The following is a 26,521-nucleotide window of genomic DNA, read 5'->3' as shown; positions in this document are numbered from 1 at the left end:
ACGCACCGAAGACCGCGATGTCGCATCCGGTCGGGCTTCGATAGTTCGGGTTACTGGCTGGATAGTGGCGGATCGCGCCAGAAGCGCCGTTCTTGAAGCATCGTCCACGGCGGCTTGAAGCGTCCCAGTTGCAGACGAATGGCACCTTGCTCGGCGCTGTCGTAGATTGCCACACCGCGCTTTTGATACCGCGCCACAACCGTGGGATGGGGATGGCCGAAAGAATTGCCGTTACCCCGGGAGATCAGCACCGCTTTGGGTTGCAAGGCGCTGAGCAACGCCATCGAAGACGAACTGCGACTGCCATGGTGCGGGGCCTGCAACCAATCCGTCGGCACCGCCAATGGACCGTCGAGCAGCGCCCGCTCGGCTTCGGCGTCGATGTCGCCGGTCAGCAGCAACCGCTCGCCGTTGGCTTCGATCTGCAACACGCAGGATTTCTGATTGCGGTCGCTGGCAGACGGCCACTGCCAGAGCTGAAACTTCACCGCGTCCCAAGTCCATTGCTGACCGCTCTCGCAGCCCTCGGCATGCAATTCGTCTGGCAGGGCCAAATGATCGCCACTCAGTACTTGCTTCACCGGTATTCCATTGGCAATGGCTCGCGCACCACCGGCGTGATCGGCATCTGCATGGCTGATCAGCATCAGGTCGAGGCCGTTCACCCCCAGTTTGCGCAATGACGGCAGCACCACCCGCTCACCCAGGTCGATATCGCCGAACCGTGGCCCGGCGTCATACAGCAAGGTGTGATGGCGGGTACGCACCAGGATCGCCAAACCCTGACCGACATCCAGCTGCCAAACCTCGGCCATGCCTTCAGGCAATGTATGCCGGGGCGGAAAAACCAGTAACAGCAACATCGGCCAGCCCAACGGGCGCAACGGCACGCCTCGCGGCAACAGCAGCAAACAAGCGCCCAGCGTGCCGAGCGCCCATACCCACAACGGGACCGCCACCGGCACCCACGCGGGCAACTGCCCGGAGATCAACGCCAACCCCTTGAACAACAGATCGATCAAACCGCCGGCCAACCACAGCAATCCTTCGCCCACATAAGGAACGGGCAGCAACATCGTCCCAAGCAAGGCCGGCGGCAGGATCACCAGACTGACCCAGGGCACCGCCAGCAAATTGGCCAGCGGCCCGCTGAGACTGATCGGCAACCCCAGCACCAACAGCAGCGGGCACAGACCGATCGCGATCAGCCATTGGGCGCGAGTCCAGGTTTGCCACCAGCGCCACGGACCCAATCGCCCGCCAAAGGTGAAAATCAGCACCGCCACCGCCGCAAAGGACAACCAGAAACCCGGTTGCAGGCTCGCCAGCGGGTCCAGCAGCAAAACACCGTCAAGCGCCAGCAACAGCGGCCACCATGCGCCGAGGTGAAGAAACTTTAATCGCCACACCAGCACCAGACCGATCATCAGGCAGGCCCGCCGCACCGGCACCTCGAAGCCGGCCAGCAACCCATAACCGAGCGCCGCCGCGAACGCCAGCCCGCACGCCCATGGCAGCCACGGCAAGCGCGTGGGCCACACACCATAACGAGCCAATCCGGTAATCAGCAGATACACCACTCCCGCCAGCAAGCCGATGTGCTGCCCGGAAATCACCAACAGATGCATGGTGCCGGTGTCTTGCAGCACCTGCCAGTCCTCACGACTTAGCCCGGCGCCATCCCCCAGCACCAACGCCGTCAGCGCGCCCGTTCGCCCTTGGGCATCCACGGCCTGCAAACGCTGACGGATGCCGTCACGCCAGGCCCACTGCGCCTCCATCAGTCGCTGGCCATCTTTGACGGTCCCGGTGGCGCCGATGTGCCGGGCCAGTAACCAAGCGTCGTAGTCGAACGCATGCGGGTTAAGCAACCCGGCAGGACGCTTCAATTTGACGGCCAGCCGCCAATATTCGCCGCTGTTGACGGGAGGCCCGCCATACCAGGCCAGGCGCAAGTGCTCAGGCAGCTTGGCGCGACGCGACTGACTATCCGTCAGCTCGAAACGCACCACGCCGTCGGCCTGCTGCGGCAATCCGGTCACACGACCTTCGATCCAACGCGTCTCACCATCGAGATTCAGCGCCAGGCGATCATCCAGTGCCCACTGTGCATTCGCGCCCGCCCAACTGAAACCGAACAGCAAAAATGCCACCGGAAAGGTGCGAAACGGCAGCAACATCAATCCCACTACCGGCAATAACAGCCACAACCCCGCCGGCGGTAATACTGGTAAAAAACGCAAGGCCAGCAGACCCAACGCCAGCGCCATCATCCCTGTGCGCATAAGCCCGTCCTTGAGAGTCCCCGACTAGGCTTAGCTGGTCCGCCGCACGTCCGTCGTTATCAATTGTCACAAAGTCTGAATGGGCGGTTCGTAGAATCCAGACATACTTGCCGCCTGAACCGACCGAGAAGCCTTATGCCCCGGCGCTTATTCAAACGTTACATGCCAGACCCGACCAGCATCAGGGAACACAAATCCTTACGCTTTCTCGGCACTCTGCTGCATGACCCGAACCTCTGGCACCTCAATCGCCACTCCGTCGCGCGGGCGATGGCGGTCGGACTGTTCGCGGCGTTCCTGCCGATTCCATTGCAGATGCTGGTGGCGGCGTTCCTGGCCATCATCGCGCGGGGGAACTTGCCGATTGCCGTCAGCCTGGTCTGGTTGACTAACCCGATCACCATGCCGGCGGTGTTCTTCTGCACTTACCAGACCGGCGCCTGGTTGATGGATGTTCCCGCCCGCAGCCTGCCGAATGAACTCACTTGGGAATGGATCAGCGGGGAACTCTCGACGCTGTGGCAACCGTTTTTGCTCGGATCGGTGGTCATGGGGCTGGTGCTGGGTGCCCTCGCCTATTGCCTGGTGATGATGTATTGGCGCTGGTGGGTGAGTCGGCAGTGGAAACGGCGCAAGAAAAGTCGAATGTGAGAATGTAAAACGGCCTCCAATGTGGAGGCCGTTTTTTTTGCGGTGTCTGGGCTGACGCCATCGCGGGCAAGCCCGCTCCCACATGGGTTCTGTGTTGATCACAAAATATGTGGCCAACGCCAATTCACTGTGGGAGCGGGCTTGCCCGCGATGAAGGCGACTCGGTCTTCCTTAGGTACGCATCCCGCGCCCACTCACCAGCAACCGCGCACAACCGATATACAGCACAACAGTCGCCACCAGCATGAAGGTAATCGCAATACTGATCTTGATATCCGACACACCGAGAATGCCGTAACGGAAAGCGTTGACCATGTGCAGCACCGGGTTGGCCAGCGACACAGTCTGCCAAAACGGTGGCAGCAAACTGATCGAATAGAACACCCCGCCCAAGTAGGTCAACGGCGTCAGCACAAACGTCGGGATGATCGAGATATCATCGAAGTTGCGCGCAAATACCGCGTTGATGAAACCCAGCAGCGAGAAGATCGTCGCCGTCAGCACCACCACCAGAACGGTCACGCCCAGGTGATGCACCTGCAATTGAGTGAAGAACAGCGACAGCAGGGTCACGATGATCCCGACCATCAACCCGCGCAGCACGCCGCCCAAGGTGTAGCCGATCAGAATCGTATGGGGCGACACCGGCGACACCATCAACTCTTCGATGGAGCGCTGGAATTTGCTACCAAAGAAACTCGACACCACATTGCCGTAGGAGTTGGTGATCACCGACATCATGATCAGCCCCGGCACGATGTACTCCATGTAGGTGAAACCACCCATGTCGCCGATCTGCCGGCCGATCAGGTTGCCGAAGATCACGAAGTACAGAACCATGGTGATTGCCGGCGGCAGCAAGGTCTGTGGCCAGATCCGGGTGAAGCGCTTGACCTCACGATAGACAATGGTATTGAGGGCAACGAGGTTGGGTTGCAGCTCGGAACTCATACCGCCACCTTCGACAGATTCTTCTCCACCAGGGACACGAACAACTCCTCGAGGCGATTGGTTTTGTTACGCAGACTCAACACTTCGATGTTCTGCTGCGCCAATTGGGTAAACAGCGCGGTAATGCCCATGGCCTTGTCGACCTGGACTTCCAGGGTGTGACTGTCGATCAGTCTGGCCGGGTAACCGAGCAACTGCGGTGCCACCTGCAAAGTGTTCTTCATGTCCAGCAGGAAGGTTTCGACATGCAATTGGCTGAGCAACTGCTTCATGCTGGTGTTCTCGACAATGGTGCCGTGGTCGATGATGCCGATGTTGCGGCACAACTGCTCAGCCTCTTCCAGGTAGTGGGTGGTGAGGATGATGGTGATGCCTTTCTTGTTCAGTTCGGTGAGGAATGTCCACATCGAACGACGCAATTCGATGTCCACCCCCGCCGTCGGTTCGTCGAGGATCAGCAGGCGCGGTTCGTGAACCAGCGCACGGGCGATCATCAGTCGGCGCTTCATGCCGCCGGACAGGGAGCGCGACGGCACATCGCGCTTGTCCCACAGGCCCAGTTGGGTCAGGTACTGCTCGGCGCGTTCCTTGGCGATTTTCGGCGGAATGCCGTAGTAACCGGCCTGGGTCACGACGATGTCGAAGGTTTTTTCGAACTGGTTGAAGTTGAATTCCTGGGGCACCACGCCGATGGAGCGCTTGAGCTGCGCAGGATTCTTGTCCAAGTCATGACCGAAGATATTCACCGTTCCGCTGGTCTTGTTCACCAGGGTCGAGAGAATGCCGATAGTTGTGGATTTGCCGGCGCCGTTAGGGCCGAGCAAGGCGAAAAAGTCACCTTCGGCGACATCCAGATCGATACCACTCAAGGCCTGGAAACCGTTGCCGTAGGTTTTGGTTAGCTGCCGGATGGACAGAGCGGAACTCATATCGGATTTACGCACCAAGAAGGGAAGAAAGGAATAAATAAGGGCAGGCGGCGAGCAATGCAACCGCGGCGCACGAGCGCAATGGTGCTTGTCGCTGCCGCACAAGTACAGTCAAGCGTGTCGATAGTGAGTATTAAGTCAACGCGGTCATGACCGCCTTCTGATAGGCCGGACGCTGTTTCAATCGCGCATACCAGGCCTGGAGATGAGGCTGCGGCGCACGCTCGATCGGCATCTCGAACCAGGCATAAATGAAACTGCCCAAGGGAATGTCGCCCATGCCGATCTCATCGCCCGACAGGTACGGTTTAGCCGCCAGCGCTTGATCGACCATCGACAGCAGATCGTCGCACTCCTTGATCGCGGCCTTGATGGCCGGCCAATCCTGCTGGTCTGCCGGGGTGCGCAGTACGCCCCAGAACACCGTGCGAAACGGGGCGGCAAAACTTGAGGTGGTCCAGTCCATCCACTTTTCGGCGGAAGCTCGGGCCTGCAGATCTGTCGGATACCACGCCGTATCGCTGGCATGACGGGCCATCAGATAACGGACGATGGTGTTGGATTCCCACAGCACGAAACCGTCGTCTTCGATCACCGGCACGCGGCCGTTGGGATTCATCGCGCGGTACTCGGGCGTGTCGACCACGCCAAAGGCGCCGCCGGCATCGATGGCTTCATAGGTCAGGCCCAGTTCTTCGGCTGCCCACAATGGCTTCCTGACATTCGACGAATTTTTCCGACCCCAGATCTTCAGCATGACCGCCCCTTTTTGGATGAATGCGCAGGCAGCATACGCCGGATCAGGCGCGACTCAAATCGCTCTGCATGTCACCCAGCAACACCGGCAGTTGCTTGTCGAACAGATGCGGATAGCACTTTTCCAGGTGTTCGAAAAAGAACGCTTCAGGCACATCGGTGAACTGGCCGTGATCGATCAGGTATTCCATTAACTGCTCGCCGTCACGGTTGAAGGGATGGAACACGCTGTCGTTGATCCCGTCGAATTCCAGCGGCGCGACATTGAACAGTTCGCAGAGTTGTTGATTGAAAGCCGGGGTGGCTTTGACCCAGCGATCGTTCAGGTACAACTCGGTGTAGCCGTGCATGGCGAACACATCGCTCTTGAGCAATTCGAGCAGACGCGGCGTCGACAGGTGATTGCGCACATCTGCCAGACCGATACGCGCCGGGATCCCGCAATGCCTGGCCGCACCGGCCAGCAGCGTGGCTTTGGGCACGCAATAACTCTCCCCTGCCGCCAGCGCATAGCTGCCGCGCAAGGTCTCTGGATCGCGGCTGAAGGTGTAAGGGTTGTAGCGCACGGCCTCGCGCACCGCGTAATAGAGATTGATCGCCTGTTCAAGCGGATCGCGCCCGACGCCACGATGTTTTTCCGCGAACTCCACCACCGAGGGGTGATCACTATCGATGAAGCGGCCGGGGCTCAGACATGCGTGCATGGGAACAATCTCCTGGGGGAAGCCACGAGTCTAGCGACACCTTCAGCACAGAGATAACGACGTTTCGGCCAAATATCAGCGTTTGCCGCCCTGTCGATAACAGCGGTTAACCGTCTGCCCTCGAAATAACTGACAAGTTTCAGCCGTTGCTTCCTACAAACTCAGACCTATCGCTCTGACCTCCACTTTTATGGATGCCGTCTAAGCTCTGAAAGTGGTTTTGCCCTTGGCTTCATGGAGAATTGAATATGTTGCTGTTGTGGATACTGGTTCTGGTGGTCGGGATTGCCTACCTGGCACATCGCCGCACTGCGCCTCTGCCCGCCTTGGGCATCATCGCTGTCTATCTGCTGGCGATGGGCATCTTCAGCCATGCCCCCGTCTGGCTAATGCTGATTTTCTGGGTGATGCTCGCAGCCGTGGCCGCTTTCCTGTTGCTGCCGGATCTGCGCCGAAAACTCTTCACGGCCCCGATGTTCAGCTGGTTTCAAAAAAACTTGCCACCGATGTCGCAAACCGAGCGTGAAGCCATCGAAGCGGGCACGGTCTGGTGGGACGGCGAGCTGTTCAGCGGTCGCCCGGACTGGAACAAGCTGCTGTCCTATCCAAAGGCGCAACTGAGCGAAGAGGAACAAGCATTTATCGATGGCCCAACCGAAGAGCTCTGCGCCATGGTCAGCGATTGGCAGATCGGCCAGTTGCTGGATCTGCCGCCCCAGGCTTGGGATCACATCAAACAACATGGCTTTTTTGCCCTGATCATCCCCAAAGAGTACGGTGGCAAAGGCTTCTCGGCCTATGCCCACTCCCAAGTGGCGATGAAACTGGCCACCCGCAGCGGCGACCTGGCGTCGACCGTCATGGTGCCCAATTCCCTCGGCCCGGCGGAGCTGCTGCTGCATTACGGCACCGACGAACAACGCAATCATTACCTGCCACGGCTGGCCCGCGGCGACGATATCCCCTGCTTTGCCCTGACGGGTCCGATGGCGGGCTCCAACGTCGGCGGCATGACCGACACCGGGGTGATTTGCAAAGGTGAATGGGAAGGCAAGGAAACCCTCGGCCTGCGTCTGAACTGGGAAAAACGCTACATCACCCTCGGCCCGGTGGCGACCTTGATCGGTCTGGCGTTCAAGGCCTATGACCCGGACCATCTGCTGGGCGACAAAGTCGACCTGGGGATCAGTCTCGCCTTGATTCCGAGCCAGACCCCCGGCGTAGAAATCGGTCGCCGTCACCTGCCGCTGGGCGCCTCATTCATGAACGGCCCGAACTCCGGCAAGGATGTGTTTGTACCGCTGGAATTCATCATCGGCGGTCAAGAGATGCTCGGCGAAGGCTGGATGATGCTGATGAATTGCCTGTCGGTCGGGCGTTCCATTTCGCTACCTGCCATCGGTACCGCTGCGGGCAAGTTCACCAGCCTGGTGACAGGCCAATACGCGCAGGTTCGCGAACAATTCAATGCACCGCTGTCAGCCTTCGAAGGGATTCAGGAAGCACTGGCGCGGATCGGCGGCAGCACCTGGCTGATGGACAGCGCACGGATGCTTACCGCCAACGCGGTCGATCTCGGCGAAAAACCATCGGTACCGTCGGCCATTATCAAATACCACCTCTCCGAACGCGGCCGCGAATGCATCAGCCACGCCATGGATGTTCACGGCGGCAGGGCCATCATCATGGGCCCGAACAACTACTTGGCGCGTAGCTGGCAAGGTGCGCCCATTTCCGTCACGGTCGAAGGTGCGAACATCCTCACACGCAACTTGATGATCTTCGGCCAGGGCGCTATTCGCTGCCATCCGTTCGTCCTCAAGGAAATGGCCCTCGCCCACCGCGAAGACAAACAACAGGCACTGATCGAGTTCGATGCATTGCTGCTCGACCACATTGGTTTTGCCGTGTGCAACGCCGCCAGCACGCTGGTGCTGAACCTCGGCCTCGGGCATTTCGAACACATGCCCGGGGACAGGCTCAGCCAAGGCTATTTTCGCGCCCTCAACCGTCAGGCCGCAGCCTTTGCCATGCTGGCCGACCAGAGCATGATGCTGTTGGGCGGCGATCTAAAGCGCCGCGAACGGTTGTCCGCGCGTTTGGGTGATGTGCTCAGCTACCTGTATCTAGCCTCCGGCGCACTCAAGCGTTATCACGATCTCGACTCGCCCGAGCATATGCACCCACTGTTCGCCTGGGCCATGGAGGAGAGCCTCGGCCAGTCCGAACGTGCGCTGGACGAACTGCTGACCAACTTCCCGAACAAGGTACTCGGATGCGTGTTGCGGGTGTTGGTGTTTCCATTCGGTCGTCGCCACAGAGGCCCATCGGACAAACTGGCGGCCAGCGTCGCAGCCGTCATCGGTCGTCCCAAGGGCGATCCAACGCTGGAGGAGTTACTGGGCGGTTGCTATCGCCCACAATCGCCAGAGGATTCGGTCGGCGCCCTGCAGCACGCCTGCGACTTGTTGAACGCCGCCAAACCACTACAGAAAAAACTCAATACGGCGCTGAAAAGTCGTCAGGTCAAACCCACTGTCGGAGAAACTGCCATCGACGCCGCCCTGGAGGCTGGCGTCTTGCAACCGGTTGAGGCCCAGAGCTTGCGTGAAGCAGAAGTGGCGCGACGCAAGGTGATCGATGTCGATGATTTCGACAAACAGGAGCTGGTACTGACAGAAGGCATGGTCCGCTGATCCGACGGACCGTGTGCCCTCATGTGGCTGTTTACCATGTGGCTCTTTACCAAGTGGCTCTTTACCAAGTGAAAAAGCGGCGCAGGAGCTTTATACTCCTGCGCCTGTTTTGCTCTTGAGGACTTATCTCGTGTCCAACGTCGTTGCCGATCATCTTGTCTTGCTCGACCACCTGCGCAGTATCCTGGTCGCCGTAGGTGAGGCCGAACAGGTTCCCGAAGAAAGCCATGCCTTGTTCCTGGAGCGCTTCGATGAACTGCTGGCGTCACTGCCGATCGAGCCGATCGAAAGCCAATACCTGGGCCAGGACATCCTGACTCAAGTGATTTCCCGTTATCCGCAAATCGCCCATCTGATCCCGCGGGATCTGCTGTGGTTCTTCGCCGGCGACTGCCTGCACTACCTGTCGGATGAAGAAATCGACCTGTACCAGGCCCTTGAAGAGCGTCGCTTCGAAGCCGAACAGAACGATGAACCGTTCGACTGGAATCAGGAAAAGCAGCTGCTGGCGATGTCGAGCCAGGACAGCAAGCACTGATCCCCAATCAGTTATGTAAAAGGCCCGCATGGTTGAACATGCGGGCCTTTTTTTGGCATTACCGAGTGACTTGGTGGTTCGTAGTCAGTCTTCGCGGGCAAGCCTCGCTCCTACAGGTTGGTGTCATACGTAATGGCGCGAACGACATAAACCTGTAGGAGCGAGCGGTGCGGCGATCCGACTTGCCCGCGAAGAGGCCCGTCAAAGCAACCCATCACTCTCCGGCAACTCATACGCCACCGCGACCTTGCCCAACGCACCCGGCTTGCCCGGCCTGCTCAACGTTGGCTCCTTCTCCAGGCATTCCACCAGATAGTCGATAAACACCCGTAACTTGGGCGGTAGATAACGGGTTGGCGAATGCAGCAGCCAGGCGCCTCCGTGGTAGGACGCCAGAAAAGTCCAGTCTGGCAGTACTTGCACAATCAGGCCCTGTTCCAACGCATAACGGGCGGTGAAGTACGGCAGGCTGCCGATTCCGATGTGTTGCAATACCGCGCCCAGTCGCACGCCCGTGTGATTGGCGGCATAACGTCCGCGCACGCCGACGGTCACGGCTTTGCTGCCTTTCTTGAATTTCCAGCGCGCATCGCTCGGGGTTTCGCCCAAATAGATGCAGCTGTGGTTGAGCAGGTCGTGGGGATGAGTCGGCGTGCCGTGTTCGGCCAGATACTGCGGCGTTGCACAGAGTAAATGATCGATGGTCAGCAACTGCCGTCCCACCAGCCCTGCGGGCGGGCGATCGGTAATACGGATCGCCAGGTCGACGTGGTCGTCGATCAAATCCATCTGACGGTCCTCGAGCAACAACTCCACATTCACTTTGGGGTAACGCCGCAGAAATTCCGGCATGTGCGGATGAATCACGAATCGCCCGACGGCTTTGGGCACACTGACACGCACCAGCCCTTCTGCTTCATCGGTGAATTGACCGCTGATTTCCATCACCGACTTCGCCGCGCTGACCATCTCCTGGCAACGCTTGAACACCTCTTCGCCACCGTCGCTCAGACGGAGCTTGCGCGTGGTTCGTTGCAGAAGGCGCATGGCGAGCGCCTTCTCCAGCCGCGAAATGCTGCGACTCACCGCCGAGGGTGAAGAACCTGACTGGCGCGCTACTTCGGAGAAGCTGCCGGTTTCGACCACCTTGACAAAAATTGCCATTTCACCGAGCAGTGGCAGGGGAAGATTTATGCTCACAGCGCAACAGTCCTTTGATGGTTGAACGGATTATCACGCAACTTCATGATTCATATAATAAAGAGAGAAACTTTAATAAGGGCATGAAATATGACGTTTCGCCTCTTTTTCCATAGTGATGACCTCAAGGCCAATGTGGAAGTCCTGGATTGCACGCCCCACGAGAACGAATTCGCCGTGGTGCTGCACGCCACCCTGTTTCATCCCCAAGGCGGCGGGCAACCTTGGGATACCGGCTGGATCGGCGCAAGCCAGGTACTTCGCGTGGTTCAGGATCCGGACCGGATCATTCATTTCGTCGACCACCCGGTAAAACTCGGCATGACCCGGATTCGCGTCGATGAGCAACGCCGCCGGTTCAATACGCGCATGCATTCGGCGGGGCACTTGATTGGTCATTTCGTCCAAGCGATGGGCTGGATGCCGACCAAGGCTCATCACTGGCCAGACGAAGGACGTGTGCAGTTCAAACCGGGCGATGGTGCGCAGGAGGTCGATACCCAGACGATTGAGCACGGCATCAAGCAATGGATCGCCCATGATCTCCCGCGCCTGACGTCGTTGCGCGAAGGCGCCCGAGAAATCGGTTTCGGTGAACTGCCCGCCTACGGCTGCGGCGGCACCCATGTACAGAGCCTGAAGGATTTGGGCACGGTCACGATCGCCTCCCTTTCACAGAAAAAGGGAACGCTGTCAGTCCACTACAGCGTGGACTGAGCATTTTGGCGATGTCGGCCCCGTCATCGCCTGACGCCGTGGGAGCCTGCATTCGCGGGCTCTGTTGACTATCTGACGTGGCCAAGGGAGTGCGACATGGCCGTTCTGTATCTCATAGCGTCGCCGTCAGCCCCGCCGCTGAGCATCCTTACCGAGGAATTCCCGGCCAGGTTGGCGGCCTTTAACGGCCTGACCCGCGACATGCGTGACGCAGGAATTGCAATCAAGGCTTTAGTGCTTTCGGACAACATTATTTTCGTCGATTGCAAAAGCCTCGACCTGCTGTCCCGTCACTTTGGGCATGAGTTTCGCGGGATGCGCTGCAACGCTGAAGGCCAGGTTGCCCGCAATACGGCGACTATCCGGGGCATTGGCATAGTCTGGTTCACGGTGGTCAAGAAGCAGGACAGATGACCCAGTCGCTCGAGAGCCGCCGAAGTCGCCTCCTCGCACAGCCTCATGTGCCGTTCCATCTCCTGCAACCTACCTATCTCCACCCTTTGAACGGAAAGTTTTCGTTCAAAGCGTGGCGCTTTGCCTTGGTTGAACTACCTTTCAAACAAGAAGAAGACATAACGGTTTGAAATGCCACGTTAGGTTCAGCGATCAGATAGCGGATTGGCAAAAGGAGTTACCTCACTATGGTCCTGGCAAGCGTTTTCCGGCTCTTTGCTTTGATTGCCGGTTGCTTTTTAGGGGAGTCAGGTCGGCGAAAAGTGCCGTCTTTAGCTGATGTTGCTGTCGAGCCTGTGCATATCGCTCGGGTCGACAACTCAGGTATCTGGATCACTAAAAACCGTTTTAGCGCAGGCGCTCGCTGTTGAGTCAGAACAGCGTATTGCAGCTGCTTGCATGTAGCACCAAGGAATATTGCCGGGGCCATTACTAAGGGGTCTGGCGGGGTAGAGGGCCGACCAAGGCCCCTTGTAGTGATCCGAGGCAACCCAGTTAGCCTCAAAGATGGCCTATTCAGCGAGGATGCACTTAATGAGCTATCGTACCGTGCCCGCTTTCAAGCGAATTATCCATGGCCTGTTCTGGACGGGCCTCAGCGTGAATGCGGCTCAGGCCGCGCCGGCCAATTGTTCGCAACTGGAAAATTTGCCGGCAACGTTCGAGGTCGGTCAGGGGCTCCAGAATGAACTGCGCGTCCCCGTCCCGGTGACACAGCTGGCAGTCGGCGATCCGAAAATCGCCGACGTGCAACCCAGTGGCAGCAACGCCTTCATACTTACGGGCCTCGCGCCGGGGGCCACCAGCCTGATGGTCTGGACCGCCTGTTCGAAAACGCCGCGCCAAAGCATGGTGTTCGTCAAGGGTAAGGCCACCGCGGCGCTGACCAGCGTCTCGACAGTGCCTTCCGAAGACCCACTATTGCCGATCCAGGTGCAAACCGACATCCGCTTCGTTGAAGTCAGCCGGACCAAACTCAAGGAAGCCAATGCCTCGATTTTTGGCCGCCAAGGCAACTTCCTGTTCGGCTCGCCAAGAACCTTCCCCACCATCGACGGCATTGTCACGCCGTCGGTGCCGGTGAACAACGGCATGTTCAACTTCGCTTTTGCGTCTAGCGATACTCTAGTGTCGATCAACGCACTGGAAGGCAGCGGTTTCGCCTACACCTTGGCACGGCCGAGCCTGGTAGCGCTCAGCGGGCAGAGTGCGAGCTTTCTGGCCGGTGGTGAAGTGCCAATTCCGGTGCCCAGTTCAAGCAGCGATAATATATCCATTGAGTACAAGGAGTTCGGTATCCGCCTGACCCTGACGCCGACCATCGTCGGCAAAAACCGTATCGCGCTGAAGGTGGCACCGGAAGTCAGTGAACTGGACTTCACCAACGCCGTGAGCATCGCCGGCACAATAGTTCCGGCGCTGACCGTGCGCCGTACCGACACCAGCATTTCCCTGGCCGACGGCGAAAGCTTCGTCATCAGCGGCCTGATCAGCACCCGCAACAATTCCCAGGTGAACAAATTTCCGGGGTTGGGCGATATCCCGATTCTGGGCGCATTCTTCCGCGACAACAGCGTCAACCGTGAAGAGCGGGAACTGCTGATGATCGTTACCCCCCACTTGGTCCAGCCACTGGCTGTCAATGCACAACTACCGTCATTGCCTGGCGAACAGCTGCGCAATTACGACCCGAACTTCTACCGCATGTTCTTCCTCGAAAATGGCGATTTCGACAGCCGCTCCGGGCTTTCGCAATGAGCCTTAGCCTGAATCAGACTGGCCTCGCCCTCATTCGTAACGGTGACCTTGAGCGCTTGCCGGGCCAGCTTTCCTGCCATTGGCCAGGCGTTCAACGTGTTGTAGCCAAAGGACATTCAATGAAAGCAGTCATTGCAATAACGGCGACATTAATGCTCGCAGGTTGTGCCACTAATGGTTTGTCGCGACCGGCTATCTGCGCCAAGCCCGATTCGGATCAAGAGTTGGCCCTGAGTCTGGCCGACAACATGGCCAACGACGGCCGTTTGTATGCCAGCCTGGCGAATCTTGAAGGTTTGCCCGACAACCTGGTTCAGGTTCGCCTGCGCAAGGCTCGGGTGCTGCGCTTGATGGGGCGTCATGAGGCGGGGCCGTTGTATCAAAGCTTGCTCGGCACCTGTATGGCCGCTGACGGGGAACATGGCTTGGGCCAGTTGGCCGCGGCCAAAAATGATTACGCCACCGCGACCACGCACCTTGAGCGTGCGGTGAAGATGGCCCCCACCGACGACAAGATGCGCAATGACCTGGGGGTGGTCTACCTCAATCAACGACGTATCCCTGAAGCACGCTTCGAGTTCATGACCGCCATGGAGCTCAAACAGTCCAATTCATTGGCGGCACTCAATTTGGTGACGCTGCTGATCTATCAGGATAACTGGAAGTCGGCTGCCGAACTCGCGAACCGTGCCAGCTTGAGCCCCCAGCAAATCGCCGAGGCTCAAAGCCGCGCGGAAAAACTCAAGGCCTCCGCAAAAAAAGTGGCGGCTTCGGAGGGGAATCGCAAAACTGAGGTAGCCGCTGCCTCATCCAGTGCGACCAAGTAAAACGTACGAGGAGTCGAGATGAATACCAAGAGGCTGTTGATAGTGTGCATGGCTTGCCTGTCCACCAGTGCCTGGGCTATCGAACCAGGTCCCTCTTCGAAGGAGCAGAAAGGCACCGAGCAGTGGTTGGTGTTACAGAGTCGCGGTGTATTTGCCTCCCCTAAACTGCAAACCGCTTCGGCCACCGAACGTGACCTGGCCATGCAGCGTTGGCTGAACAGCTTCCTCTACCCGATTCCGGAGTTTTTTGACCAGGATGCGGGCGGCGATGCCACCAGCGGCAGCAACTGAGGGACGTCAATGAGTCATCAGCCTCTGGCGTCGTCCAGAGTGGCCTGGCTAATAAGCCAGGCTTGATCATGTGTGCAGAAAAATGCAAATCAGTACGAAGTGGAGCAGGCGATGGGAGTGAATGACCCTCCGCTCGCCTGCTCCACCTCGTACTGATGCAATACAGCCATCCCGTTCAACAGCAAACAACCCCGGTTCACTTCCCGAATGTCTTGAGTACTCCGATCATGGCGGGGCCAATGGCGATCAGAAAGAAGCTCGGCCACAGACAGAAAATCAGCGGGAATATCAGCTTGGTGCCGATTTTCGCCCCCGCCTCTTCGGCGGCCTGAGTACGCCGGTCACGGAACTCATCGGCATAGATGCGCAGGGTGTCGGCCACGCTGGTACCAAAGCGGATACTCTGCGCCAACAGACTGACCAACCCTTGTACGTCATCCAGACCGGTGCGTACGGCGAGTTGTTTGAGCGCTTCGGTACTGGAAATGCCCGCGCGGATTTGCGCATTGACCAGGGCCAGTTCTTCAGCCAACTCAATCTGACTGACTGACATCTCTTCAGCCACGCGCTCGATCGTCAGAGGCAAGGCCAGGCCCGACTCCACGCAGACCACCATCAGGTCCAGGGCATCCGGAAAGGCGGCACGCAGCTTGCCCTGTCTAGCCTTCTTGCGTTTTCCGACATACAGCGCGGGAGCCAACCAGCCGACAGCAGCAGCCCCTAACACCAGCAACAACCCCGTAATCAGAGAAAGCTTGGGGATTATCGGCAACACCAACAGCGCAATGCCAACCAACACCAGTGGCAACAACAAGCGCACCGCCCAGTACATCTGGACCGCCGACTGTGAGCGGTAGCCGGCGTGCATCAACAGGGTTTGGGTGGCAGACGTCTGAGCGGCCTCAGTCGAGCCAAAGCGTTGGCCGACCCGCTCCAGCAATAACTGCAGATTACCCGGTGCGTCTTGTCCCGCACTCCCTGAGTGGCCGCGTTTGATCAGCGCCAAACGACGCTGCACGGGGTCCTGCAGCCCTAACAGCAATAACACCACGGTGACAATCGCGAGTACCGCACTCAGACTCATCGCACCGACAAACAACAGGCGTGCCATCTCCTCATTGCCTGTCACTCGATTGAACAACCCGAGCAAATAGTCCATGACCTGCACCTCCACATGGCGAATAACGCTTAAACCTGGATCCGGATGATTTTTCGAATCCAGAAGATCCCGACCAACATGCAACCAAACGCCCCGAATATCAGCTTATGGCCGACCGGGTCATTGAGCAGCAACGGCAAGTAGTTAGGGCTGGTGAACACGATCACTGCCGCCAGCACGAAAGGAATGGCCACCAGTATCCAGGCCGACATCCGCCCTTCGGCCGACAAGGTCTTGACCTTGCGCTGAAAGCGAAAGCGGCCACGGATCAACCGGCTCAGACGCTCCAGCACTTCGGTCAGATTGCCGCCGGTCTCGCGATGGATGAGGATCGAGGTCACCAGCATCATCACCGTCATGCTTGGCATGCGCTCCAACAGGCCTAGCATGGCCCGGCGTACGTCGTTGCCATAGTTGATATCGGCGAAGGTCAGACCGAACTCATGAGCGACCGGTCCTTTGTGCTCCTCGGCGACCAGGCGCAGGGTTTCGTTGAACGGGTGTCCGGCACGAAGGGCTCGACACATGGCATCCAGTGCATCCGGCAGGCCTTCCTCAAATTCAGCGAAACGTTTGCCACGGTCACGAAAAATTTTCAGCACGGGTAACCAGAACACGCCGAAGACCACCAGCAGCGCCATCCACCAGACTGCCGAGATCATCCAGATCGAGATACCCGCACAGACGCCCAGAAACAGCCCGAGCAACAGCACCCGATACGCCCGGTATTCGTGTCCGCCCTGCTCGATCACCTGTGTCAGGTTCGCCATAAAAGGCAACTGCTCGAGCATGGCCTCCAGTGGCGACAAGCGCGTCAGGTATTTCTGCCGCAACACCGTCTGCATGTTGGGCAGATTGTTGGCTTTCTCCAGTACATGCAAACGGCCGCGGATGCGTTTGCGCATCTTGCCGGCCTCGCCGAACACCGGCACCACCACGCCCTGGGACAGGAGGAACACGGCGATAAACACCATGCCGAGGAACATCAGAATGAATTCACTGGGAATATTGTTCATGACTGCCGTGCCTCCATCCACTCAGGCCTGAACATCGTCAGCGGCAACTCGATGCCGCGCTTGGCCAGCACATCGCGGAAGGCCGGGATCATGCCGCTGGGGCGATAATCGCCAAGCACTTCGCCGTTTTCGCCCATGCCTTGACGCGCAAAGGAAAAGATTTCAGTCATGGTGATGATTTCGCCTTCCATGCCGTTGATCTCTTGCACGCTGACCAGGCGGCGCTTGCCATCCTCCTGACGTTCCAGCTGGATCACCACATCGATGGCCGACGCGATCTGCTGCCGCATGGCCTTGATCGGGAAGGTCGCCCCGGTCATCGACACCATGTTTTCGATTCGTCCCAACGCATCGCGCGCGGTGTTGGCGTGGATCGTGGTCAATGAGCCGTCGTGGCCGGTGTTCATGGCCGTCAGCATGTCCAGCGCTTCCGCGCCGCGCACTTCGCCGATGACAATGCGGTCCGGACGCATCCGCAGACTGTTGCGCACCAATTCGCGTTGGCTCACCTCGCCTCGCCCTTCGATATTCGAAGGCCGGGTTTCCAGGCGTACCACGTGGGGCTGTTGCAGTTGCAGTTCGGCCGAATCTTCGATGGTGACGATCCGCTCGTTTTGCGGAATGAAACTGGACAGCACATTGAGCATGGTGGTCTTGCCACTGCCGGTACCGCCGGAAATCAACACGTTCAAGCGTCCACGGACAATCGCCTTGAGCAACAGGGCAATGGCCGGGGTCAATGTCCCCACCGAGATCAGGCTGTCGGTATTGAGCAGATCCACCGCAAAACGGCGAATGGATATGCTCGGACCGTCGATGGCCAGCGGCGGGATAATCGCGTTGACCCGCGAACCGTCCTTGAGCCGGGCATCCACCAATGGCGAGGACTCATCGATACGCCGCCCCAGGCTGGACACGATGCGGTCGATAATATTCAGCAAATGCTGATCATCGCGAAAACGCACATCGGTCCGTTGCAGTTTGCCGAAGCGCTCGACATAGACCGAGGCATGGCCGTTGACCAGAATGTCAGACACGCTGTGATCGGCCAGCAACGGTTCCAGGGGACCCAAGCCAAGCACCTCGTCGGTGATCTGCTTGATGATCAACTGGCGGCTGGAGGAACTCACCGGCGCCGAATGCTCATCGAGCAGGCGCTGGCAAATATCGCGAATCTGTCGCGCGGCCTCGGCCTGTTCAAGGGAGTCCAGCAAGGACAGGTCCATGACCTTGAGCAACTGCTGGTAGATCTTTTCCCGCCACTCGGCCTCTACCGGGGTGACCTGGCTTCTGGTTTCGTAAAGAACGTCCGGTATTACACGCTCCCACGCCATTATTTCCTCTGCCGGATCCAGCAGCTCATCACCCTGCTGGGGAGCCGACGATGAGGTGGATTTACCAGACTGTTTGCGCAAGCGGTTACGAAAGTCGCTGATCATGGGTCATCCCCCGAAAAAATGGTTGAAGGCGCGTTTGAGTAAGCCTTTGTTCCCGGCTACCTGTTGACCGACCAGGTCCTCGGTCATGTCGCGCAGTGCAACAGTGATCGCTGCCCTCGGCGCATGCAGCCCCAACGGCACGCCAGTGTTCTGACTCTGGCTGACCAGGTTGAAGTCGTTGGGTAATTTCGACAGATTGGTGCAGCGCAGCGCCTCACCGATATCTTTGAGGCTGATCGGTGCTGCCTTGTCAAAGCGGTTGACCACTATCTGCAATTGATCCCCGCGCACGCCCAGGTCATCACGAAGAATCCGCACCAGGGAACTGGCATCGCGCAGATGGCTGACGCTCTGCTGCACCACCACGTACACCCGATCAACCTGTTCCAGCACGGAGCCGGTGAGGTGGTCGATTTGCCGCGGCAGGTCAATCACCACCCAGTCGTAGCTGGCGCGGGCCAACTTCAACAGGGTGTCAAGTTGCTCGGGTTGAGCATCTTGCGGCAGACACAGCTCACCGGCCCGTCCACCCAGCACATGCAAAGTCGGGCTGAAGTGACTGCAAAAACCGCGTAACGCGACGCTGTCCATGCCATCGATCTGGTTCAACACCTCAAGATGGCTGTGCGTCTGCGCCACATCCAGATAATGCGTGACGCTGCCAAATTGCAGATCCATGTCCAGCAACAGAGTACTGCCGCCCTTGGCACTGAGCTGCTGAGCCAGGTTGCAGGCCACCAGGGTTCCGCCGGAGCCGCCCTTGGCGCTCATCACGGCGATCAATTTCCCTTCTGCCCCACTGCCGGTCCGAACCTCCATGACCAGTCGATTCAAGGCGGCAACCAATTCCGTCTCGGCGATGGGTTCGGGCAGCACGTCACGGGCGCCGGCCTGCATTGCCATACGCATCCCTTCCTGTTCGCTCAGCAGACCGCAGACCAACATCGGCGGACGCTCATGGGCCGGGTGCAGCAACAGCGCCGCCAGCTCCTCGCGCCACAGGTGGCTGACGCGCAACAGCAACAGATCGGGCATCCGGTCCAGACCGTAGAGCGGGTCGACATGCCCGTTGCTCACCAGGCGAGTGCTCACCTCCAGGCTGGGCATGCGTTGGCAGACGCTCTGCAGATCGCGCAAAGAGGTGGCATCACGGCTGCTGATCAGCAACCGCAGCCCGGCTTTGCCGGTCGAGCTGGCGACTGGAGTTTCTTTAGTATTCAGCATGGCGTGATCTCCCCGGAATCGGAATGACGCCCGAGGCTTTCGCGTGGCAACGTTGCCCTGAATACAGGCAGGGTAATAGGCACGCCAATCCCGGGAATGAACAGATTGAAAACGAAATTTTGCAGACTCAACTGGACGTAGCGGATGGCACGAAATCCATTGGTCCCATTCGTGTCGGCGGGGTTGCCCACCTGAGCGCCATTTACGTCCAGATAGGTCAACGTCAGGTTGGTGGTGGCCAAATCAGTGATGATCTGGCTCGCACCGGCATCGGTCGCGGCATTGAAGATCGCCCGCCGCAACACCACCGGATCGCTGATATCGCACACCGACGCCAAGCGCACACCACGGCGCACGACTTCATCCAGCGCATTGATCGTGAAGTACAGGCGGCCGATTTCCAACGCGCCGAATAATAGTGTGAATATCAATGCACCAATGATGGCGAACTCCACCACATAGGTGCCGCGCATGCGTTTGCGATTCATCACAGTGCCCTCATGACGGTGGTGGCGACCAGCGGAATGCTCAGCGCAATCGGATTGCCGAAAAAGCCAGGCAGCGATCCGGTGCAATTGCCACCGCCAATCACCGGGCAGAACGTAAAAGTGATGGTCACTCGCACATGGTCTGTGCCCACGGCGGCGACAACCACATCGTTGGTCGTCAACCCGGATAACACGGGGGTGCCGGTCTGGCTGGGCACGCCATAAACCGCGACGTTTTTCGTCTGGGTCTGCAGCGTATTGCTCAGAGAGACCGCGCCGAGCGTCGAGTTCCAGGCCTGGCTGGCAACGAAACGGTCGGCATCACGGCTGGCCTGCAGCAGTACGTTGTACTGGTAGAGCATGCGGCCGAACTCACCGAGAGCCAGCAACAGCAACAGCAGCACCGGCAGAGCGAGGGTGAATTCCACCATGGCCAGGCCCTGCTGGCGCCGCGGATGTTTAAACGAATGAAGTCTCATGACGCCTCCTACGAGTCTGTGCTCGGAGTGCCGATGCCGAGATAGGTTTTGTAGAGCTGAATGATCTGCGGGCCGGAATCGTTCGTCGGATTAGGACCGGGCACGTTGTCGCCTTCGCACTCCTTCACAAACTGGCCGAAGATCTGCGCTTCCGTGCCGCCGTTACTCATTGGCTGCACCACGAAATAGCAACCAAAACCCAGGACGGGGATCGAGGTGGTACCGCCCTGTTGGCCGGTGCAGTTGCCCACCACGATTTTCAGCATCCGGCGCTCGAACACCCCATTGCTCTGACAGCCACTGCCGGTCCCTGCCACACAGGCCGCAGCACTCGCACGCCAGTCGTTGTAGTCCTGTATCGCGTTGCCGCCCGCCGTGAGATCGCCGTTGTTCGAGGTGACGGTTTGCCCCTGGTATTTCATTTGTGGTGGGGAAACTGAGTCGTCGTAAGTGATCGCGGGGTTGCTGGAGGTGGTCACCAGGTCCGGCGGATAGTCCGAGGAATTGACCGGCCCCTGATACATGCCGAAGCGCGTATTCAAACCTTGCGACGCAGGGCCCACCGTGTTGCCGGGTTTGGTCTGGACATTCTGCCCCACGTTGCGGCAGATCGAGCCGCCTCCGGCCATATCTGCCCTGACCGAACTGCCGCCCGAACCAAAATCGAGCAACTGAAAGTTGCCTGGACCAATGGGGGACGAATTGCCGGCAGCCGACTTCAATACTTGCAAATCACCAAATTGGAAGCCCCAGAACATACCGGCGTCCGGGTCGTATTGAGCCGGATCGCCACAGACCATCAAAGGTGCGAGATCACAGGGGCTGGTAGGGCTGGGGCCTGCGGTGGCGATCGCCGACACTGCTTTGTTCCCCAAGCCGCTAGTGCCGAATGTCTGGACGAAGCTCCAGAAAAATCCTGTCAGGCCATAGTTCGGTACCGATACCCGAACATATTTGGCCTCCGCAGGCCCCGGATAGGTAAATGGGCCATAGACGCTGCTTGCCAGTTCCACTACCGCGAAGCCTGCGTCGCCAACCATCGCCGTGGCCAATTCGCTATTACCCAGGGCATTGGCATTTTGCGCCAGCGTATTGAGCGCGGCAGTGCGCGTTACGCTGGCAGGGTTGCTACCACCTTCCACCTGGCTCAGGGTTTTGGCGCCACTCAGGGCGGCAGCGTCTACAGCGTTCTGCAGGCGTGTCTTGTTCAACAGCATGTGGCCCACGTCGAGCGTTAAACCCGCCATCATTAAAATCGCCGCCAACGCGATTACCATCAACACGCTCACCGATCCTTCCTGGCGCCTTGGCGTCGCAGTGAACGGCTGCCGAATACGAAGATTCATCATCAAGCCCTCATTTACCGAAACTGATCAGGATCGGCTCCGCCAATACCTTGGTGCCCTGGCACCCCTACCGCCCTGTCAACGTTTGATTACACTGGCTTGGGTCCCACGGATAATGGTGAGAACCCCACCACCCTCGCCATTGCCGCGGCGCACCACGCGTTTTGGCGCCGGGGCAGCGGCCATCGCCATGATCGGTGCCGCAGGCGCAACGGTCGCGATTTTTTTCTGGTCGTTCAGCGGGTTGCGCAGGGTCAGTTGCAGTTTCCCTTCCGTTTGCGCCGTGACCAGGGTTTCAGCCTCTGCGGTCGTCATCTCCAGCGTCACTGCGCGCACCACCACCGGTTGGGTCTTGTCGGTACCCGCCGTCTGGTCTACCGCCAATACCCGCAAGTTCTCGAGAATGGTTTTGGACACGGCGTTATTGCCGGCGCCATCAGTGCGTTTGGTCGCCAGCACATCGACCCGGTTACCCGGCAAGAGGAATCCGCCCACGCCGACCACATCGTCCACGCGTACTGATATGGCACGTTTGTCTGTCGCAATCAGAGAGGCCAGGGTACTGCCGCCCAAGTGCTCGCTCAGGCGTGCGCCGCGCATGATGTCGCCCTTCAGAATGTCGAACGTTGCGATCTTGCCTACTGCTTTGTCGGTGGAGTCGAAGGCATCGTCCGGGATCGTGTCCATGGGCATGCGCATGGTCGTGACTTGTTGAGCCTCGACCATCTGCCCGAATGGAATCTCTACCGTGGCGACCACCACGCTTCGAAGGTGATCATCCGGGCTGGCGTTGAGTCGTGAGCTCAGCCAGGAGTCGGCCATCCATGCAGCACCAAGGCCCATGACCAGGGAAACGCCTACAAGGGTAAGAGTACGAGAGCTCATGTCAGTATCTCCGTATCAAAGAAAGTCGAGCTGGACGAAATAGTTGTGCCAGGCCCATTCCAATTCCTGCGGTGACAGAGACCCGGAGCCGCCCAGGTAACGCTGACGATCGAGGGCCATATTCAGGAGGTCGCGGGGATGGCAAGGCACAAGGGGCATGCCTTCACTTGCATAAAGCCTTTGCAGCACATAACGCAGCAGCAGCGGGTCAAAAGGAATGCCCAGGCGCTCGCTTTCCTGACGCCAGATCTTTTCGTACTCCTCAGGCTTCAGGTAACCGAATTGCAGCTTGTAGCCAATCCGGCGAAGGAAGGCCTCATCGGCCAGTTCCAGAGGATTGAGGTTGGTGGAGAACACCAGAATCAAATCGAACGGCAGCTCGCAATGCCGACCACCGCCCAGATTGATGAAATCGCGCTTCTCTTCCATCGGTACGATCCAGCGGTTCAACAGCTCGGCGGGTGCCATGCGCTGGCGTCCCATGTCGTCGATGATGAACAGGCCATTGCTGGCCTTGAGCTGCAAGGCGGCCTGGTACTGACGGGTGTAGGGGTCATAGCGAACGTCAAGCTGTTCCATGCTCAACTCACCGCCCGTAATGACAATCGGGCGTTTGCAGCGCAGCAATCGACGGTCTATCCCTTCGTTGAGCATCAGATTGTTTTGTTGGCTGTTGTCATCCAGACGCTGATGCACCTGCGGGTCATAGATCTCGATCACCGATTCGTTGATGGCGATGGCGTGAGGCACCCAGATGGCCTCGGCGAACAGACGAATCAGCCGGCTGCTGACATAGGTTTTGCCGGTACCCGCCGGGCCATAAATCATGATCGCGCGGCCGGAATTCAGCGCCACACCCAACTGATCGAGCATGCCGTCGGTAAGCACTACGCCAGCCAGGGCGTTATGCATATCGTTGGCGTTGATGCGACCATGGTGAATGGTCTGGAGTTTGATCAGGGAACGGTAAGTACTCACCGGGAAAGGTGCGGCGCCGATATAACCACTGCGCGACAGGGCGTCGCGGGCAGCGCTGCGACCCCGTTCGGTCAGGCCATAACGCAGCATCTGCCCACTGGATTGCCCCATCTGGCCAAGCACTTCGACACGGCCGTCCTTGCGCAGAAACGCCAGGACTTCTTCCAGTACGGCGCCGGTCAGTGCCAGGCGCTCCACCAGCCGCGGCATGTCGAGCACGCCGGCGTCATGCAAGTGCTTACACACCAACTCACCGAGAAAGCTGTCTGTCAGACCCGTCTCGCTGATCGTGCACGGCTGAGGAGCCAGTCGTTGCACCGCTTCACGTTCGCTGGGATAGGCATCACTATCGACGATGACGTGCATGACTAACCTCCAAATCCACCGACAACGAGTTGCCAGTAGACGCTGTTCAACGTCCCGAGCAGGATCGCAACCGAATAAGGAAAGGGCTTGCCGGCCACTTCGTTCGAGGTCGGTGCCATATAGGCCCGCGCCCGAAACATCAGCCGATAGCGCCCCAGGGTCTGCAACAATTGACCGCGCGCCAGCACGATCAGGAAACCGCACAAGCCTCCCCAGAGCAGACTGAAGAACACAGCCCACAAGGCGAAATGGGGGGGTAGAAAACTGCCAACCATGGCCATCAGCTTGACGTCGCCGGCCGCCATGCCGCCCAGGGCATACATGGGCAGGAACAGCGCAAAACCGATCAGGAGGCCCGTCAGGCCGTCCCCCATCCCGCTAATCCCACCTGAATAAGTCTGGCCGGCCAATCCCAAGGCCAGACCTACCAGGATCAGCAGGTTGGGAATGCGGTGGCGACGCAAGTCGCTCACCACCGCCACGCCCAGCAGTCCTATCAGCACAACGGTCGCAACCAGCTGTTCCATGGACATTACGAATCTCCCTAACAGAGTTGTTGTTATCAGCAGGTACCAGGAATGATGGCGTTGCAAATTGCCCTGATTCTGGTATCCACCACCCCACCAAGAAGGGTGAATGCCGCTACAACAGCTACCGTGATCAAACCACCAGCCACTGCGTATTCCACAATGGTCAGGCCGTCTTCGTCTTTGGCGAACTTCACTACCGAAGCCTTGATTGTTTGCATGATCATTTTGCCCACCTCACTCGAATGTTGTTTTTCGGAGGCAGTGCGTTTTGCTCTGCCTGGATGCAACACTAGTCAGGGGCAAGGCATAGGCGTTAGGAAGATTTTGCACATCACTAGGACTTTTTTGCGGGGGGCCAACTACCGTTCAGTTGGCTTTTGAAAGGAATGGCGGAGTCAGGAAGGAAATGACTTGCGAATGCGATTGTCGTTGATTCACAAGCGACGAGCGGTGGAACCTTGGGACATTGATTCCACGCTAACAAACAATCGGGCAGGATCCATTTTCAAACGAAACATAGAGCGCATAGAACTAAAGCATGCGTTCCTTATAAGCATTTAGTCTGCAAAGTGATCGAACGTTAGCAATACTACTCAGCGAAGAGCGGCGCTAAGAACCCCAGAGTAGAGACATGACGTCCAATTTGACCAGAAGGCCATCGCTACTGTGGTTCGATCAGACTCACGATCGCTCCACCAAGGAACTCATCGCGCAGTTCGAGGGGACCTGCGACTGCAAATTGGCAAAAAACTCCGTATTGCCCCATGGGGAACAGGCAGACATGATCTGCATCCATTTTGATCGCCCCGACACACCGGGCCTGAGGCTGTTGCTGGAGATCAAACGCACCACCCCCACTATCCCGATCACCATGTTCACAGTGCAACACTCGGAAGAACTGGCCGTCTGGGCCATGCGCTCCAGTGTGTGGGAATACATGGTGCTGCCGCTCTCATCCACTGAGAGAAAGCGTTACCTGACAGCCGTGGTGCAGCTGTGCGAATTGCGCCGAAATGCCAACGGCCAGGGCCAGACATCGCTGATCGATCACTCCCCGACCCTGCCGGACAGCATCCGGTTGACCTCGGGGCACCAAAAACACCAGGCGCTGAGCAACGTCATGCTGTACATCGAACAGCACTTTCGGGACAGCATCGATCAGAGGGAGTTGGCGAAGCGCTGCGGCATGACGACCTTTCGCTTCAGCCGCCTGTTCAAGGAAGCCAATGGCGTTGGTTTCACCGATTACATTCTGAACAAGCGCATGAGCTTCGCCAAACAACTGCTCGACAATAGCCAGATGCCTATTACCAGCATCGGCTACGAGGCCGGCTTCAAGGATCCGTCCTACTTCGCTCGCGCCTTCAAGCAGTTCGTCAACTGCACGCCCAGCGAATACCGTTTGGCATGCCAGCTTAGAGCGGTAGCGGCGCAACCGGCGCTGGAGGATACAACCGCTGAAGTGCTCGAAAGTCTGGTGCAGAGCCTCGGAAGTTGAGACCGTTACGCAGGCCTTGTAGCAGCTGCCGAGCCTGCGAGGCTGCGTTGGGCTGCGCAGCAGTCGTGAATCGGGCTGACGTGGTCTGTCTGATGCACCGTGAGCGCTGATTTTACGACTGCTGCGCAGCCGAACGCAGCCTCGCAAGCTCGACAGCTGCTACACGCCAAACACCAGCTCGGCAGCAGCTACGAACTACCCGAAGGTTTTTATTCCAATCAATGAAAATGACAAATAACGCGCATAAAAAAACGCCGCTCAATGAGCGGCGTTTTTTTGAATTTGGAGCGGGAAACGAGACTCGAACTCGCGACCCCGACCTTGGCAAGGTCGTGCTCTACCAACTGAGCTATTCCC

26 protein-coding genes are annotated in these 26,521 nt (G+C 58.5%); 9 read left to right on the top strand and 17 right to left on the bottom strand.

All coding sequences use genetic code 11. The annotated features are described in order from the left end of the window. Positions 1 to 50: 50 nt before the first annotated feature. Positions 51 to 2,285, bottom strand: coding sequence for a DNA internalization-related competence protein ComEC/Rec2 (locus NHU87_RS15515; RefSeq protein ID WP_253550175.1), 2,235 nt, complete (start codon positions 2,283 to 2,285; stop codon positions 51 to 53). Between the two features lie 135 nt (positions 2,286 to 2,420). Between NHU87_RS15515 and NHU87_RS15510 the strand changes: the two genes are divergently transcribed. Next, on the top strand, positions 2,421 to 2,936 hold the full coding sequence (locus NHU87_RS15510) for a DUF2062 domain-containing protein (RefSeq protein WP_253550172.1): 516 nt from the start codon (positions 2,421 to 2,423) through the stop codon (positions 2,934 to 2,936). A 171-nt stretch (positions 2,937 to 3,107) separates the two neighbouring features. On the opposite strand, the gene NHU87_RS15505 is transcribed toward NHU87_RS15510, so the two are convergent. The 4 genes from NHU87_RS15505 to NHU87_RS15490 form a co-directional block, all read right to left on the bottom strand. Beyond that, positions 3,108 to 3,887, bottom strand: coding sequence for an ABC transporter permease (locus NHU87_RS15505; protein WP_253550169.1), 780 nt, complete (start codon positions 3,885 to 3,887; stop codon positions 3,108 to 3,110). Beyond that, on the bottom strand, positions 3,884 to 4,816 hold the full coding sequence (locus NHU87_RS15500; RefSeq protein ID WP_253550166.1) for an ABC transporter ATP-binding protein: 933 nt from the start codon (positions 4,814 to 4,816) through the stop codon (positions 3,884 to 3,886). Before NHU87_RS15500 ends, NHU87_RS15505 begins: the two co-directional genes overlap by 4 nt. A gap of 133 nt (positions 4,817 to 4,949) precedes the next feature. Further along, positions 4,950 to 5,573, bottom strand: coding sequence for a glutathione S-transferase family protein (locus tag NHU87_RS15495; RefSeq protein WP_253550163.1), 624 nt, complete (start codon positions 5,571 to 5,573; stop codon positions 4,950 to 4,952). Positions 5,574 to 5,616: 43 nt separating this feature from the next. Next, complete coding sequence (locus NHU87_RS15490; RefSeq protein WP_253550160.1) at positions 5,617 to 6,276, bottom strand: transglutaminase-like domain-containing protein; 660 nt, start codon at positions 6,274 to 6,276, stop codon at positions 5,617 to 5,619. A gap of 248 nt (positions 6,277 to 6,524) precedes the next feature. Between NHU87_RS15490 and NHU87_RS15485 the strand changes: the two genes are divergently transcribed. Both NHU87_RS15485 and NHU87_RS15480 read left to right on the top strand, forming a co-directional pair. Further along, the gene (locus NHU87_RS15485; protein ID WP_253550157.1) at positions 6,525 to 8,972 is read left to right on the top strand and encodes an acyl-CoA dehydrogenase; all 2,448 of its coding nucleotides are present in this window, start codon (positions 6,525 to 6,527) and stop codon (positions 8,970 to 8,972) included. Positions 8,973 to 9,102: 130 nt separating this feature from the next. Beyond that, the gene (locus tag NHU87_RS15480) at positions 9,103 to 9,510 is read left to right on the top strand and encodes a PA2817 family protein (RefSeq protein WP_253550154.1); all 408 of its coding nucleotides are present in this window, start codon (positions 9,103 to 9,105) and stop codon (positions 9,508 to 9,510) included. A 201-nt stretch (positions 9,511 to 9,711) separates the two neighbouring features. Here NHU87_RS15480 and NHU87_RS15475 read toward each other — a convergent pair whose 3' ends face one another. Further along, positions 9,712 to 10,710 carry a LysR family transcriptional regulator gene (locus NHU87_RS15475; RefSeq protein ID WP_253550151.1) on the bottom strand — a complete coding sequence of 333 codons (999 nt, stop codon included), beginning with the start codon at positions 10,708 to 10,710 and terminating at the stop codon, positions 9,712 to 9,714. 90 nt (positions 10,711 to 10,800) lie between these two features. Between NHU87_RS15475 and NHU87_RS15470 the strand changes: the two genes are divergently transcribed. The 5 genes from NHU87_RS15470 to NHU87_RS15450 all read left to right on the top strand — a co-directional run bounded on the left by NHU87_RS15470 (position 10,801) and on the right by NHU87_RS15450 (position 14,756). After that, complete coding sequence (locus NHU87_RS15470) at positions 10,801 to 11,427, top strand: alanyl-tRNA editing protein (RefSeq protein ID WP_253550148.1); 627 nt, start codon at positions 10,801 to 10,803, stop codon at positions 11,425 to 11,427. Positions 11,428 to 11,523: 96 nt separating this feature from the next. Further along, positions 11,524 to 11,841 carry a hypothetical protein gene (locus NHU87_RS15465; protein ID WP_253550145.1) on the top strand — a complete coding sequence of 106 codons (318 nt, stop codon included), beginning with the start codon at positions 11,524 to 11,526 and terminating at the stop codon, positions 11,839 to 11,841. A 573-nt stretch (positions 11,842 to 12,414) separates the two neighbouring features. After that, positions 12,415 to 13,638, top strand: a complete 1,224-nt coding sequence (locus tag NHU87_RS15460) for a type II and III secretion system protein family protein (RefSeq protein ID WP_253550142.1) — start codon at positions 12,415 to 12,417, stop codon at positions 13,636 to 13,638. Positions 13,639 to 13,757: 119 nt separating this feature from the next. Beyond that, positions 13,758 to 14,465, top strand: coding sequence for a tetratricopeptide repeat protein (locus NHU87_RS15455; RefSeq protein ID WP_253550140.1), 708 nt, complete (start codon positions 13,758 to 13,760; stop codon positions 14,463 to 14,465). A gap of 18 nt (positions 14,466 to 14,483) precedes the next feature. Then, positions 14,484 to 14,756: a DUF3613 domain-containing protein gene (locus NHU87_RS15450; RefSeq protein ID WP_253550137.1), complete on the top strand. Its 273-nt coding sequence runs from the start codon at positions 14,484 to 14,486 to the stop codon at positions 14,754 to 14,756. A gap of 196 nt (positions 14,757 to 14,952) precedes the next feature. Here NHU87_RS15450 and NHU87_RS15445 read toward each other — a convergent pair whose 3' ends face one another. The 11 genes from NHU87_RS15445 to NHU87_RS15395 all read right to left on the bottom strand — a co-directional run bounded on the left by NHU87_RS15445 (position 14,953) and on the right by NHU87_RS15395 (position 24,890). Next, positions 14,953 to 15,915, bottom strand: a complete 963-nt coding sequence (locus NHU87_RS15445; protein ID WP_253550134.1) for a type II secretion system F family protein — start codon at positions 15,913 to 15,915, stop codon at positions 14,953 to 14,955. 29 nt (positions 15,916 to 15,944) lie between these two features. Then, positions 15,945 to 16,931, bottom strand: a complete 987-nt coding sequence (locus NHU87_RS15440; protein WP_253550131.1) for a type II secretion system F family protein — start codon at positions 16,929 to 16,931, stop codon at positions 15,945 to 15,947. After that, positions 16,928 to 18,370: a CpaF family protein gene (locus tag NHU87_RS15435; protein ID WP_253550129.1), complete on the bottom strand. Its 1,443-nt coding sequence runs from the start codon at positions 18,368 to 18,370 to the stop codon at positions 16,928 to 16,930. Before NHU87_RS15435 ends, NHU87_RS15440 begins: the two co-directional genes overlap by 4 nt. Before the next feature lie 3 nt (positions 18,371 to 18,373). Continuing rightward, positions 18,374 to 19,594 carry an AAA family ATPase gene (locus NHU87_RS15430; protein ID WP_253550125.1) on the bottom strand — a complete coding sequence of 407 codons (1,221 nt, stop codon included), beginning with the start codon at positions 19,592 to 19,594 and terminating at the stop codon, positions 18,374 to 18,376. Next, positions 19,588 to 20,082: a TadE/TadG family type IV pilus assembly protein gene (locus NHU87_RS15425; RefSeq protein ID WP_253550120.1), complete on the bottom strand. Its 495-nt coding sequence runs from the start codon at positions 20,080 to 20,082 to the stop codon at positions 19,588 to 19,590. Before NHU87_RS15425 ends, NHU87_RS15430 begins: the two co-directional genes overlap by 7 nt. Next, positions 20,082 to 20,561, bottom strand: a complete 480-nt coding sequence (locus tag NHU87_RS15420; protein WP_253550117.1) for a TadE/TadG family type IV pilus assembly protein — start codon at positions 20,559 to 20,561, stop codon at positions 20,082 to 20,084. Before NHU87_RS15420 ends, NHU87_RS15425 begins: the two co-directional genes overlap by 1 nt. Positions 20,562 to 20,569: 8 nt before the next feature. Next, the gene (locus NHU87_RS15415) at positions 20,570 to 21,910 is read right to left on the bottom strand and encodes a pilus assembly protein TadG-related protein (protein ID WP_253550114.1); all 1,341 of its coding nucleotides are present in this window, start codon (positions 21,908 to 21,910) and stop codon (positions 20,570 to 20,572) included. Positions 21,911 to 21,985: 75 nt separating this feature from the next. After that, a complete protein-coding gene (gene cpaB / locus NHU87_RS15410; protein WP_253550111.1) occupies positions 21,986 to 22,792 on the bottom strand; it encodes a Flp pilus assembly protein CpaB in 807 nt (268 codons plus the stop codon). Between the two features lie 15 nt (positions 22,793 to 22,807). Beyond that, positions 22,808 to 24,136, bottom strand: coding sequence for an AAA family ATPase (locus tag NHU87_RS15405; RefSeq protein WP_253550109.1), 1,329 nt, complete (start codon positions 24,134 to 24,136; stop codon positions 22,808 to 22,810). 2 nt (positions 24,137 to 24,138) lie between these two features. Then, entirely contained in the window at positions 24,139 to 24,669 is a 531-nt protein-coding gene (locus NHU87_RS15400; protein WP_253550106.1) for an A24 family peptidase, read from the bottom strand. 29 nt (positions 24,670 to 24,698) lie between these two features. After that, the gene (locus NHU87_RS15395) at positions 24,699 to 24,890 is read right to left on the bottom strand and encodes a Flp family type IVb pilin (protein WP_007905161.1); all 192 of its coding nucleotides are present in this window, start codon (positions 24,888 to 24,890) and stop codon (positions 24,699 to 24,701) included. A 407-nt stretch (positions 24,891 to 25,297) separates the two neighbouring features. Between NHU87_RS15395 and NHU87_RS15390 the strand changes: the two genes are divergently transcribed. Beyond that, the gene (locus NHU87_RS15390; RefSeq protein ID WP_253550103.1) at positions 25,298 to 26,164 is read left to right on the top strand and encodes an AraC family transcriptional regulator; all 867 of its coding nucleotides are present in this window, start codon (positions 25,298 to 25,300) and stop codon (positions 26,162 to 26,164) included. The last annotated feature ends 357 nt before the right edge of the window (positions 26,165 to 26,521 follow it).

The organism is Pseudomonas mandelii (genome assembly GCF_024138395.1).
Lineage (GTDB): Bacteria > Pseudomonadota > Gammaproteobacteria > Pseudomonadales > Pseudomonadaceae > Aquipseudomonas > Aquipseudomonas mandelii_E.
Note: the sequence above shows the minus strand (reverse complement) of the source record. Positions and strands in the feature narration are given on the sequence as shown.

What these genes read in the sequence shown, in the direction of transcription:
- NHU87_RS15515 (WP_253550175.1), bottom strand. Translation starts at nt 2,285, where the DNA reads ATGCGCACAGGGATGATGGCGCTGGCGTTGGGTCTGCTGGCCTTGCGT.
- NHU87_RS15510 (WP_253550172.1), top strand. Translation starts at nt 2,421, where the DNA reads ATGCCCCGGCGCTTATTCAAACGTTACATGCCAGACCCGACCAGCATC.
- NHU87_RS15505 (WP_253550169.1), bottom strand. Translation starts at nt 3,887, where the DNA reads ATGAGTTCCGAGCTGCAACCCAACCTCGTTGCCCTCAATACCATTGTC.
- NHU87_RS15500 (WP_253550166.1), bottom strand. Translation starts at nt 4,816, where the DNA reads ATGAGTTCCGCTCTGTCCATCCGGCAGCTAACCAAAACCTACGGCAAC.
- NHU87_RS15495 (WP_253550163.1), bottom strand. Translation starts at nt 5,573, where the DNA reads ATGCTGAAGATCTGGGGTCGGAAAAATTCGTCGAATGTCAGGAAGCCA.
- NHU87_RS15490 (WP_253550160.1), bottom strand. Translation starts at nt 6,276, where the DNA reads ATGCACGCATGTCTGAGCCCCGGCCGCTTCATCGATAGTGATCACCCC.
- NHU87_RS15485 (WP_253550157.1), top strand. Translation starts at nt 6,525, where the DNA reads ATGTTGCTGTTGTGGATACTGGTTCTGGTGGTCGGGATTGCCTACCTG.
- NHU87_RS15470 (WP_253550148.1), top strand. Translation starts at nt 10,801, where the DNA reads ATGACGTTTCGCCTCTTTTTCCATAGTGATGACCTCAAGGCCAATGTG.
- NHU87_RS15465 (WP_253550145.1), top strand. Translation starts at nt 11,524, where the DNA reads ATGGCCGTTCTGTATCTCATAGCGTCGCCGTCAGCCCCGCCGCTGAGC.
- NHU87_RS15460 (WP_253550142.1), top strand. Translation starts at nt 12,415, where the DNA reads ATGAGCTATCGTACCGTGCCCGCTTTCAAGCGAATTATCCATGGCCTG.
- NHU87_RS15455 (WP_253550140.1), top strand. Translation starts at nt 13,758, where the DNA reads ATGAAAGCAGTCATTGCAATAACGGCGACATTAATGCTCGCAGGTTGT.
- NHU87_RS15450 (WP_253550137.1), top strand. Translation starts at nt 14,484, where the DNA reads ATGAATACCAAGAGGCTGTTGATAGTGTGCATGGCTTGCCTGTCCACC.
- NHU87_RS15445 (WP_253550134.1), bottom strand. Translation starts at nt 15,915, where the DNA reads ATGGACTATTTGCTCGGGTTGTTCAATCGAGTGACAGGCAATGAGGAG.
- NHU87_RS15440 (WP_253550131.1), bottom strand. Translation starts at nt 16,931, where the DNA reads ATGAACAATATTCCCAGTGAATTCATTCTGATGTTCCTCGGCATGGTG.
- NHU87_RS15435 (WP_253550129.1), bottom strand. Translation starts at nt 18,370, where the DNA reads ATGATCAGCGACTTTCGTAACCGCTTGCGCAAACAGTCTGGTAAATCC.
- NHU87_RS15430 (WP_253550125.1), bottom strand. Translation starts at nt 19,594, where the DNA reads ATGCTGAATACTAAAGAAACTCCAGTCGCCAGCTCGACCGGCAAAGCC.
- NHU87_RS15425 (WP_253550120.1), bottom strand. Translation starts at nt 20,082, where the DNA reads ATGAATCGCAAACGCATGCGCGGCACCTATGTGGTGGAGTTCGCCATC.
- NHU87_RS15420 (WP_253550117.1), bottom strand. Translation starts at nt 20,561, where the DNA reads ATGAGACTTCATTCGTTTAAACATCCGCGGCGCCAGCAGGGCCTGGCC.
- NHU87_RS15415 (WP_253550114.1), bottom strand. Translation starts at nt 21,910, where the DNA reads ATGATGAATCTTCGTATTCGGCAGCCGTTCACTGCGACGCCAAGGCGC.
- cpaB (WP_253550111.1), bottom strand. Translation starts at nt 22,792, where the DNA reads ATGAGCTCTCGTACTCTTACCCTTGTAGGCGTTTCCCTGGTCATGGGC.
- NHU87_RS15405 (WP_253550109.1), bottom strand. Translation starts at nt 24,136, where the DNA reads ATGCACGTCATCGTCGATAGTGATGCCTATCCCAGCGAACGTGAAGCG.
- NHU87_RS15400 (WP_253550106.1), bottom strand. Translation starts at nt 24,669, where the DNA reads ATGTCCATGGAACAGCTGGTTGCGACCGTTGTGCTGATAGGACTGCTG.
- NHU87_RS15395 (WP_007905161.1), bottom strand. Translation starts at nt 24,890, where the DNA reads ATGATCATGCAAACAATCAAGGCTTCGGTAGTGAAGTTCGCCAAAGAC.
- NHU87_RS15390 (WP_253550103.1), top strand. Translation starts at nt 25,298, where the DNA reads ATGACGTCCAATTTGACCAGAAGGCCATCGCTACTGTGGTTCGATCAG.